This is a genomic window from Streptomyces sp. NPDC023541 (assembly GCF_055559995.1).
Window position 1 is genome coordinate 22,016 of record NZ_JBVHJO010000021.1, and the last position, 10,509, is coordinate 32,524.

Consider the following 10,509-nt stretch of genomic DNA (forward strand, 5'->3'; position numbering starts at 1 on the left):
ACCTCCGCGGTGCTGACAGACGGCGTCCGGCCGGGTAGCGTCGGGCGGAGTCCGGATTCTGGACTAGACCTTCCACTCGGATCGTCCGGCACGTTCCTGCCGGTAGAAGGGATTCCTCACCATGGCTTCTGTCACTTTCGACAAGGCGACCCGTCTGTACCCCGGCGGCGACAAGCCCGCCGTCGACCAGCTGGAGCTGGAGATCGAGGACGGCGAGTTCCTCGTCCTCGTCGGCCCCTCCGGCTGCGGCAAGTCCACCTCGCTGCGCATGCTCGCCGGCCTGGAGGACGTCAACGGCGGCGCCATCCGCATCGGTGACCGCGACGTCACCCACCTGCCGCCCAAGGACCGGGACATCGCGATGGTGTTCCAGAACTACGCGCTCTACCCGCACATGAGCGTCGCCGACAACATGGGCTTCGCGCTCAAGATCGCCGGCGAGGACAAGGCCACCATCCGCAGGAAGGTGGAGGACGCGGCGAAGATGCTGGACCTCACCCAGTACCTGGACCGCAAGCCGAAGGCGCTCTCCGGCGGCCAGCGCCAGCGCGTCGCCATGGGCCGCGCGATCGTCCGCAAGCCGCAGGTGTTCCTGATGGACGAGCCGCTGTCGAACCTGGACGCCAAGCTGCGCGTGTCGACGCGTACGCAGATCGCGGCCCTCCAGCGCGACCTCGGCATCACCACCGTCTACGTCACCCACGACCAGGTCGAGGCCATGACGATGGGCGACCGGGTGGCCGTGCTCAAGGACGGTCTGCTCCAGCAGGTCGACACCCCGCGCAACATGTACGACCGTCCCGCGAACCTGTTCGTCGCCGGCTTCATCGGCTCCCCGGCCATGAACCTGGTCGAGGTCCCGATCACCGACGGCGGCGTGAAGTTCGGCGACAGCGTCGTCCCGGTGTCGCGAGCGGCACTGTCCGCCGCGGCCGACGCGGGCGACCGCACCGTCACGGTAGGCGTCCGCCCGGAGCACTTCGACGTCGCCGAGACCGGCGGTCTGACCGTCACCGTGAACGTCGTCGAGGAGCTCGGCGCCGACGGCTACGTCTACGGCTCCACCTCGGCCGCCGAGGGCTCGCAGGACCTCGTCGTCCGCGTGGGCGGCCGCCAGGTCCCGGAGAAGGGCTCCAGCCTGCACATCGTGCCGCGGGCGGACGAGATCCACGTCTTCTCGACGTCTTCCGGGCAGCGACTGTCCGACTAGTCGCACCGGATACGGATTTCGGAGGGGCGTCCCGTCAAGGGGCGCCCCTGCGCCGTCCGTTGCCGGAGAGCACCCCACAGGAACCCCGGCAGACCGGGCCATTCGGGCGCGGGCGTCAACCCGTAATTCGAAAAGCCACGTCGAACCATCCCCCGACAGGGTGACTAAATGTCGCCAAATCTTCACCGAGCGCTACTCTCGCCCTCGTGACCCACACTGCCCGCCGTATCGGCCGTTCCCTCGCCCTGGTCCTGCCCGTCGTCCTGGTCCTGTCCGGGACGCTCGCGGTCACCATGGTCCCTTGGGCGGACACTTCCTCCTCCCAGCTCGTCACCGCCTCCGCCGAGGGCGTCTCCACGCCCGCGAAGCCGCGCGCCGCCCACGAGGTGCTGCGCACCCGGCTGGTCGGCGAACTGCAGCAGGGCCTGGCGCCCGACGACGTCCTGACCCACCTCCAGCAGGAGGTGAACCGCCGGCCGTCGCTCGCCGAGCACTGCGTGGGGATCGCCCGGGCGCTCGGACGCGCCGCCGTCGAGGCGTACGGCCCGACGAAGGCCCAGTCCTTCGCCCGCCCCGTCTGCGACACCTCGTACGCCTCCGGCGTCGCCTCCATGGGCTGACGCGCGGCCCGTCCCTACCCTGGCCGCATGACCGACGCCCCCCGATCCGCCCCCTCCGCAGCCGCGTTCCCCGCCGCCCCCGCCCAGGCAGTCGTCCTGGCGGGCGGCCAGGGTTCGCGGCTGCGCCCGTACACCGACGACCGCCCCAAGCCGATGGTCGAGATCCCGGGAACCGGGCTGCCGATCATCGGGCACCAGCTGGCCTGGCTGGCCGCCGAGGGGGTCACCGACGCCGTGGTCTCGTGCGGGCACCTCGCCGGGGTGCTCCAGGAGTGGCTGGCCGAGGCCCCGTTGCCGCTCCGCGTGACCACGGTGGTCGAGGAGGAGCCGCTGGGGCGCGGCGGCGGCCTGAAGTACGCCGCGCGGCACCTCCCCGACCCGGACGGGGCCTGGTACGCGACGAACGGCGATGTCTGGACGCGCTTCTCGCTCCGCGAGATGGCGGCCTTCCACGCCGAGCGCGGGGCGGTCGCGACGCTCGCGCTGGCCCGGCCGCGGATCCCGTGGGGGGTGGTGGAGACCAACGAGTTCGGGCACGTGCTGGACTTCATCGAGGCCCCGCCGTCGCCGTATCCGGTGAACGCCGGGGTGTACGTCTTCGGGCCCGAATTCGCCGCGCTGCTGCCCGACTTGGGGGACCACGAGCGCACCACCTTCCCGCGCCTGGCGCGGGAGCGGCGGCTGGCCGGCTTCCCGCTGCCCCAGGGCGCCTACTGGCGGGCGATCGACACGGCCAAGGACCTCACCGAGGCCGCACGGGAGTTGGCGGCCCAGACGGGCCTCTGAGGCCCTCCACGGCCCCGCCTCCGCGGCCCGCCCTCCCCTCCCCCGCCTCCCCTCCTCCGCCGTTCCGCATCCCCGCACACACCACAGGGGCCCGGCACGCTCTCGCGTGCCGGGCCCCTGTGTGCCGGCCCCTGGCGGAGGGCTCAGCCGATGAGCCCGCCGATCAGGCCGGGCTGCTTGGTCGCAGTGGTGCCTCCCCCGCGCGTGCTGCTCCCCGACGAGGAGGACGGCGGCTTCGGCGCCGTGGACTGCCGGGGCGTACTGCGCGGGGTCTGCTGCCTGCCGGTCGTGCCCCGGGTCGCGGTGGGCGACTCGGAGCCCGTGCCCGCGCTCTCCCGGGAGGGTGCGCCCGACGCGGTCCTGCCGGCCTTGGCGGACGGTTCGGACGGGGAGGGCGTCGGCGAGGACGACTGCCGGTTCGGCTGCTGCTGTGCGGGCTGCTGCTTGGCCGGCGCCTGCGGCAGCGGGCGGCCCGGCAGGTAGTTGCTGGGGGCCTGGCCGGGCCCGGGGACGGTGACCACGGTGGTGGAGCGGACGGCGCCGCCGAGGAGCGAGCCGACGATCAGGGTGAGTCCGCAGACGACGGTCGCCATGACGGCGCCGCGCCGCAGCACGCGGCGGCGCAGCCGCCAGATCTCGGAACGGGGTCCGAGGGTGCGCCAGGCCTCGCCGGCGAGGCGCCCGTCGAGGGAGTAGACCGGCGCGCCCGCGATGATCAGCGGGCTCCAGGCGGCGAGGTAGATGATGTCGGGCGCGTCGTAGGCCGGGACGGTCTTCCAGCTGACCGTCATCAGCAGCGCGGCGGACAGCAGCGCCCCGAAGCAGGCGGCGAACCGCTGCCACAGGCCGAAGACCGTCAGCACGCCGACGATGACCTGGAGGAAGGCCACGCTGAGGCCCGCGCCCACCGGGTGCGCGAGCGCGAAGTCACGCAGCGGCTCGGCCAGCGCCCACGGGGTCAGCGTGTGCAGCCAGGTGACCATGGAGCCGCGCTCGCCGCCGTCGAAGTAGACGGGGTCGCACAGCTTGCCCATGCCGGCGTAGATGGAGATGAAGCCGAGGAAGACGCGCAGCGGGAGCAGCACGACGCCGAGGTTCATCCGGCGGCCGGGGTAGTAGGAGGCCTGCCCGCGGTTGTCGGCCGCCGGGCGGCGGGATTCCGGTCCGCTGGGGGCCCCGGAGCCGGCCGGCCGCTCGTACGGGAGGTCCCGTACGGCGGCCAGGGGGCGCGTCGCGGTGGGGTCCCCGTAGCTGCGCTGGCCGATGACGGTCGGCGTGGCGAGGGTGTCCTCGGCGAGGTCGTGGTCCAGGTCGATGCGCGGGATGACCTGGGTGGCGCCGCCGTCGTTCTCGTCGTGGCCGCGTACGGCCTGGAGCAGTCCGCCCATGGCCGCGGCGGCGTCGCCGGTGTCGGACTTGCCGCTCCAGACCACGGGGGCCCGGCGGCGGGTGGCCCCGGCGGCGGCCACCACGGCGCCGCCCAGGACGGGCGCGCGGCCGGGGGCCTTCGCGGGCTTGGAACGCGCGCTCGGGCTCGGTGCGAGCCGCACGCGGAAGCTGGCGTGGTTGACGATGACCTGTGCGGGGTCGCACGGCACCTTGACCATGCTCAGCGCGGGCTGGTCGTCGAACCCTGACGTTCTGGTGTCCACACTCATCTAACCGAGTGATCAGTGTTTAGGACACTGCCTTGACATCAGGGATCTGTCCGAGACCCGTCAAGATCAAGCCACCCCGCCCGAAACGGGCGGGGCGGCACGCTCACGGGTCACTTTCCGTGAGCCAAGTGGATCAAGGCGGTCAGGTGCGGGGCTGCGTGGCGCGGCGGCGGGCCGCCTCGTAGAGCACGACGCCCGCGGCGACACCGGCGTTGAGGGACTCGGCACCGCCCGGCATCGGGATGCGCACGAGGTAGTCGCAGTTCTCGCCGACGAGTCGGCCCAGGCCCTTGCCCTCGGAGCCGACGACGATGACGACCGGGCCGCCGAGCGCCTCCAGGTCCTGCACCTCGTGCGTGCCCTCGGCGGCGAGGCCGACGACGGCCATGCCGGCCTTCTTGTACTCCTGCAGGGCGCGGGTCAGGTTGGTGACGCGGGAGACCGGGGTGCGGGCGGCGGTGCCGGCCGAGGTCTTCCAGGCACCGGCGGTCATACCGGCGGCGCGGCGCTCGGGGATGACCACGCCGTGGCCGCCGAAGGCGGAGACGGAGCGGACGATCGCGCCGAGGTTGCGCGGGTCGGTGACGCCGTCGAGGGCGACGATGAGGGGGTCCTCGCCGTTGTCGTGGGCGGCGTCGGTGAGGTCCTCGGGGTGCGCGTACTCGTACGGCGGGACCTGGAGGACCAGGCCCTGGTGGTTGAGCCCGTTGGTCATGCGGTCGAGCTCGGGGCGCGGGGCCTCCATCAGGTTGATGTTGCCGCGCTCGGCCGCGAGCTGGAGCGCCTCGCGGACGCGCTCGTCGTTGTCGATGAACTGCTGGACGTAGAGGGTGGTGGCCGGGACGCCGTCGCGCAGCGCCTCGAAGACCGGGTTGCGGCCGACGACCATCTCGCTGGTGCCCTTGGGGCCGCCGCGGCGCGGCGCCGGACGGCGCTTGGCCGCCTGGCGGGCCATGGCGTTGGCGATGCGGTTCGCCTTGTGCTTCTTGCGGTCCTCGGCCTTGGGCGTGGGGCCCTTGCCCTCCAGGCCCTTGCGCCGCTGGCCACCGCTGCCGACCGTAGCGCCCTTCTTGTTGGACGTGCGGCGGTTCCTGCGCTGGCTGTTCCCGGCCATGACCTCTACCTGTTTTCGTTGATGCTGCGATATGTACGTATGAAGAGTGTGCCGCCCGGACGGCCGGGCGGCACAGTCGGACTGCTCCGGGTGCCGGGGGCTCAGCGGGGGCCGAGCGTCCAGCGCGGCCCCGTCGGGCTGTCCTCGATGACCAGACCGGACTGCTGGAGCTGGTCGCGGATGGCGTCGGCGGTCGCCCAGTCCTTGCGGGCCCGGGCGGACTCCCGCTGATCCAGGACCAGGCGTACGAGGGTGTCCACGGCTCCGTGGAGGTCCTCGCCGCGGTCGGTCTCGCCGGCCCAGTGCGGGTCGAGCGGGTCCAGGCCGAGGACGCCCAGCATGGCCCGTACCTCGGACAGGCGGGCGATGGCCCCGTCCTTGTCGTCGGCGGCGAGCGCGCTGTTGCCCTGGCGGACCGTGGTGTGGACGATGGCGAGCGCCTGCGGGACGCCGAGGTCGTCGTCCATGGCCTCGGCGAAGGCGGGCGGAACCTCCTTCGCGGCCTCGACCGGGCCGCCGGCCTTCTCCACGACGCGCTGGATGAAGCCCTCGATGCGGGCGAAGGCCGACTCGGCCTCGCGCAGCGCCTCCTCGCTGTACTCGATCATCGACCGGTAGTGCGGGGTGCCGAGGTAGTAGCGCAGGACGATCGGGCGCCACTGCTTGACCATCTCGGAGACGAGGACGGAGTTCCCGAGGGACTTGGACATCTTCTCGCCGGACATGGTGACCCAGGCGTTGTGGACCCAGTAGTTCGCGAACTCGTCGCCGAAGGCCTTGGCCTGGGCGATCTCGTTCTCGTGGTGCGGGAAGATCAGGTCGAGGCCGCCGCCGTGGATGTCGAAGGCCTCGCCGAGGTACTTGTGCGCCATGGCGGAGCATTCGAGGTGCCAGCCCGGCCGGCCGCGGCCCCACGGGGTCTCCCAGGAGGGCTCGCCCGGCTTGACCGACTTCCACATGGCGAAGTCGCGGGGGTCGCGCTTGCCCGTCTCGCCCTCGCCGGAGGGCTGGAGCAGGTTGTCGAGCTCCTGGTTGGACAGGCTCAGGTAGCCGGGGAAGGAGCGCACGTCGAAGTAGACGTTGCCGTCGGACTCGTAGGCGTGGCCGCGCTCGATCAGGCCGCGCATCATCTCGATCATCTCGGGGACGTGGCCCGTGGCGCGCGGCTCGTAGGTGGGCCGCAGGCAGCCGAGGGCGTCGTACCCGTTGTTGAAGGCCTGCTCGTTGTCGTAGCCGATGGACCACCAGGGACGGCCCTGCTCGGCCGACTTCGCGATGATCTTGTCGTCGATGTCGGTGACGTTGCGGATGAAGGTGACGTCGTAGCCGCGGTACTCGAACCAGCGGCGCATCATGTCGAAGTTGAGGCCCGACCGGATGTGCCCGATGTGCGGGGCCGCCTGCACGGTGGCACCACAGAGGTAGATCGAGACGCAGCCCGGAACGAGCGGGGTGAAGTCGCGGATCTGCCGGGCGTTGGTGTCGTACAGGCGAATAGTCACGGCATCCAGGGTAGTGCGCCCGTAGCAGTGCCCCGCGACCTTTGGGGCCGCGGGGCCGCTTTGTTGCCGAAGATGCGCCGACCCCACGGGCGTTCAGGCCCGGTTCGTCCGGTACACGAGGGCGGTGGCGATGGCGGCGAGCCCTTCGGCCCGGCCGGTGAGGCCCAGTTCGTCGGTGGTGGTGCCCGATACGGAGACGGGGGCGCCCGCGGCGGCCGCGAGCGCCTTCTGTGCCTCTTCGCGCCGCTTGCCGATCTTCGGACGGACGCCGATCACCTGGATGGCGATGTTGCCGATCTCGTAGCCCTCCGCGCGCACGATCCTGGCGGCCTCCGCCAGGAGGGTGGCTCCGGCGGCGCCGGACCACTCGGGGCGGGAGGTGCCGAAGTGCGCGCCGAGGTCGCCGACTCCGGCGGCGGAGAAGAGGGCGTCGCAGGCGGCGTGGGCGGCGACGTCGCCGTCGGAGTGCCCGGCGAGGCCGTCCTCCCCCTCCCACAGCAGGCCGGCGCACCACAGCTCGCGGCCGGTCTCGAAGGCGTGCACGTCGGTGCCGATCCCGACGAGCGGGATCAGCGGCGCGTCGGAGCTAGAACCCATCGGTGGCCCTCCTGCGGGCGAGTACGGCCTCTGCGAGGACCAGGTCGAGCGGTCGGGTGACCTTGAAGGCCTCTTCGTGTCCCGGGATCACCACGACGGGGACGCCGAGGCGTTCCACCATGCCGGCGTCGTCGGTGGCGCCCTCGCCGTCCACCGCGATCGCGGCGTGCGCCTCCAGGAGCGTGGCGAGGTCGAAGCCCTGCGGGGTCTGCACGGCGCGCAGCCGGGCCCGCTCGGGCGTGGCGACGACCGGCTCGGGCTCGCCCGGCCTGCCGGGCTCGACCTCCTTGACGGTGTCCGCCAGCGGGAGCGCGGGAACCACGGCGCGGGCGCCGTCGCGCACGGCCTCGACGACGGCGTCCACGGTGTCCACCGGGACGAGCGGGCGGGCCGCGTCGTGGATCAGTACGGAGGTGACGTCCTGCGGCAGCGCGTCGAGGCCGGCCCGTACGGACTCCTGGCGGGTCTCGCCGCCGGGTACGACCAATAGCTCGGTCCGCTCGGGCAGCGCGTGCTCGCCCAGCAGCAGGCGCACCTCGGCCGCTTCGGCGGCGGGGGCGACGACCACCACGACGGACACCGCGCGGGATCGGGCCATCGCGCGGACGGCGTGGACGAGCATCGGGGTGCCGCCGAGGGCCCGCAGGGCCTTGGGGGCGCCGGGGCCGAGGCGTACGCCGCGGCCGGCGGCCGGGATCACCGCGGCCGTGCGGCGGGGGCGCGTTACGTCAGACATCAGTAGCTCCGAGCCAGGTTTCCGAGCCAGGTTTGTGACTTCGGCCGACATGGGTATGGCCTGAAGGGTGCCGGGTGCGACGCCCCTCGCCCCTTCCGTGACGACCGGTCGAGCGTTACCCGGACCCGGCACGCCAGTGAGAGGTACGAGTACGGCTGGGCGGGTGGAAGTACGAGTACGGCACGAGATACGGATACAGACATGCCGCAGCGCCCGGCAACAGGTCTCTCCAGGAGGAGAAACCTTGTCATCGGGCACCGCGGCAAGCTGTGCACACCGTGCACGGGGCCTCGCGTCAGGACGCGAGCACCTCGTCGAGGAGGGCCTCGGCCTTGTCCTCGTTCGTGTTCTCAGCGAGCGCGAGCTCGCTGACCAGGATCTGGCGCGCCTTCGCGAGCATGCGCTTCTCGCCCGCGGAGAGCCCGCGCTCGCGCTCACGACGCCACAGGTCACGCACCACTTCGGCGACCTTGATGACATCGCCAGAAGCGAGCTTCTCCAGATTTGCCTTGTAGCGCCGGGACCAGTTCGTCGGCTCTTCTGCATACGGTGCACGAAGCACCTCGAAGACCCGGTCCAGCCCGTCCTGGCCGACTACGTCGCGAACGCCGACGAACTCCGCATTGTCCGCAGGCACACGAACCGTCAGGTCGCCCTGGGCGACCTTGAGCACCAAGTAGGTCTTGTCCACGCCTTTGATCTGGCGAGTCTCAATGGCCTCGATCAGCGCGGCCCCGTGATGGGGATAGACCACGGTGTCGCCAACCTTGAACGTCATGTGACAGGTACCCCTTCCGTGGCTATCCAGGGTAACACGAGAACTGACTGTTATGAATGGCGTTTTCGCAGGTCAGGGCACATCTCGGGGCTTGACAACAGCGACAGGAACGTGCTGCGGAAGGGTTCCGGAAGGGGGTATTCGCAGGTCGGGGGCGCTGCGCGGACCGGGCGAAAGGGCCACGCTACACCCGCCGCACACCCCCATCAGTGTGACGTACGTCCCGTTTTGCCGGGCTGAGAGTCGCGAAAACGAACTGCTCCGTTCGGCTGGCGAGCACGCGTGCGGGAGCGGGATCCGGCCCAATCCGGAATTGATCACCGAGTGGCGTTCGGGGAATCCCGGAATTGATCAACGGGCGGCGGACGCACGATATGGGAGCGCCACGTGATCGGCGAGGTGGGCGGCGAGGTGGACCCCGGCGAATGCAAGATCGTGGACCACCCCCAGGGCGGCGGCCGCCCTGCGGAGGGTCGGGTGCGGGGGCGGGGCGGCGGCTCGGTAACCTAAGCGCGCTGACACACCCTTAGAGCGGCTTCGCCTCGGCCGTTCCGGGGGTACCTCCCAGCGGTTGCCGGGAGAGCCCACCCTCCGTTTCCGTTCGTCCTAGGAGTTGCCGCCGCCGTGAGCCGCAGCCTTCGACGCGGCGCCCTCGCCGCCACCGCCGTCGTGTTCTCGATCGCCTCGCTGGCCGCATGCGGTGCGGGCAACGACGCGCAGACTCTCCAGATCAAGCCGGACAACGCCGCCGCCACCAAGGGCGACATCGAGATCCAGAACGCTCTGGTGATCACCCAGGGCGAGAAGGACAAGAAGGGGCCGGCCGTCGTCTCGGCGACCGTCTTCAACAACGGCACCAAGCCGCAGACGCTTGACGGCATCACCCTTGCGGATGGCAAGGGGAAGGTCGCGCTGAAGCCGGCCGGGGGCAGCGGCAGGATCACCGTGCCCGCCGGCGGCTCCGTGGTGCTCGGCGGCCAGGGCAACGCCTCCGCCGTGATCGAGAACGGCTCCGAGGCCGCCAAGAACGGCGACGTGCAGAAGGTCGTCTTCCAGCTGAGCAGCACGGGCGGCGTCGAGCTCCAGGCCTTCGTGGTCCCGGCCACCGGCATGTACGCGGGCTTCGGCCCGTCCGCGGCTCCGTCCGCCGCCCCGTCCGCGACTCCGGGCGGCACCCCGGCGGCCACCCCGGCGGCCGGCGCCTCCCCGTCCGGCAGCCCCTCGGGCGCCGCCTCCGGCGCCCCGGCCGGGACCCCCTCGGGCGCGGCCGCTTCGCCGTCGGGCTCCGCCTCGCACGCCGCGGGCCACTGACCGGGGGCACGGCGTAGCCCCGTACACATAGGGGAAGGGCCCCCGTCCGCACCAGCGGACGGGGGCCCTTTTCCATGCCATCGACGGGAGTCCCGCTTCACGGCGCGCCCGGGTCCGGCTCGAACTCCTCCCACGTGCGCCCCTCGCGCGGCGAGGCCCCGGGGGGCCTCACCGGCTTCGGCACGCTGCGCCGGCCT

The 10,509-nt window shown here is 72.0% G+C and carries 10 protein-coding genes; 4 read left to right on the top strand and 6 right to left on the bottom strand.

Annotated elements, in window-relative coordinates:
• Nucleotides 1-121: 121 nt before the first annotated feature.
• The 3 genes from ACZ3X1_RS32905 to ACZ3X1_RS32915 all read left to right on the top strand — a co-directional run bounded on the left by ACZ3X1_RS32905 (nt 122) and on the right by ACZ3X1_RS32915 (nt 2,616).
• Nucleotides 122-1,210, top strand: a complete 1,089-nt coding sequence (locus tag ACZ3X1_RS32905; RefSeq protein ID WP_356815944.1) for an ABC transporter ATP-binding protein — start codon at nt 122-124, stop codon at nt 1,208-1,210.
• A 206-nt stretch (nt 1,211-1,416) separates the two neighbouring features.
• A complete protein-coding gene (locus tag ACZ3X1_RS32910) occupies nt 1,417-1,830 on the top strand; it encodes a hypothetical protein (protein WP_356815943.1) in 414 nt (137 codons plus the stop codon).
• Between the two features lie 27 nt (nt 1,831-1,857).
• Nucleotides 1,858-2,616, top strand: a complete 759-nt coding sequence (locus ACZ3X1_RS32915; RefSeq protein ID WP_356815942.1) for a nucleotidyltransferase family protein — start codon at nt 1,858-1,860, stop codon at nt 2,614-2,616.
• A gap of 143 nt (nt 2,617-2,759) precedes the next feature.
• Here the strand turns inward: ACZ3X1_RS32915 and ACZ3X1_RS32920 are convergent, their stop codons facing one another.
• The 6 genes from ACZ3X1_RS32920 to ACZ3X1_RS32945 form a co-directional block, all read right to left on the bottom strand.
• Nucleotides 2,760-4,274, bottom strand: coding sequence for a DoxX family protein (locus ACZ3X1_RS32920; RefSeq protein ID WP_362633654.1), 1,515 nt, complete (start codon nt 4,272-4,274; stop codon nt 2,760-2,762).
• Between the two features lie 142 nt (nt 4,275-4,416).
• The gene (gene rlmB / locus ACZ3X1_RS32925) at nt 4,417-5,388 is read right to left on the bottom strand and encodes a 23S rRNA (guanosine(2251)-2'-O)-methyltransferase RlmB (protein ID WP_356813699.1); all 972 of its coding nucleotides are present in this window, start codon (nt 5,386-5,388) and stop codon (nt 4,417-4,419) included.
• 101 nt (nt 5,389-5,489) lie between these two features.
• Entirely contained in the window at nt 5,490-6,890 is a 1,401-nt protein-coding gene (gene cysS, locus ACZ3X1_RS32930) for a cysteine--tRNA ligase (RefSeq protein WP_356813700.1), read from the bottom strand.
• A 93-nt stretch (nt 6,891-6,983) separates the two neighbouring features.
• Nucleotides 6,984-7,487: a 2-C-methyl-D-erythritol 2,4-cyclodiphosphate synthase gene (gene ispF, locus ACZ3X1_RS32935; RefSeq protein ID WP_467282615.1), complete on the bottom strand. Its 504-nt coding sequence runs from the start codon at nt 7,485-7,487 to the stop codon at nt 6,984-6,986.
• The gene (gene ispD, locus ACZ3X1_RS32940) at nt 7,477-8,223 is read right to left on the bottom strand and encodes a 2-C-methyl-D-erythritol 4-phosphate cytidylyltransferase (RefSeq protein WP_356813702.1); all 747 of its coding nucleotides are present in this window, start codon (nt 8,221-8,223) and stop codon (nt 7,477-7,479) included. The genes ispF and ispD overlap by 11 nt, the downstream gene beginning before the upstream one ends.
• A gap of 295 nt (nt 8,224-8,518) precedes the next feature.
• A complete protein-coding gene (locus ACZ3X1_RS32945) occupies nt 8,519-9,001 on the bottom strand; it encodes a CarD family transcriptional regulator (protein ID WP_003953493.1) in 483 nt (160 codons plus the stop codon).
• 624 nt (nt 9,002-9,625) lie between these two features.
• Between ACZ3X1_RS32945 and ACZ3X1_RS32950 the strand changes: the two genes are divergently transcribed.
• Nucleotides 9,626-10,312: a DUF461 domain-containing protein gene (locus ACZ3X1_RS32950; protein WP_390078851.1), complete on the top strand. Its 687-nt coding sequence runs from the start codon at nt 9,626-9,628 to the stop codon at nt 10,310-10,312.
• The last annotated feature ends 197 nt before the right edge of the window (nt 10,313-10,509 follow it).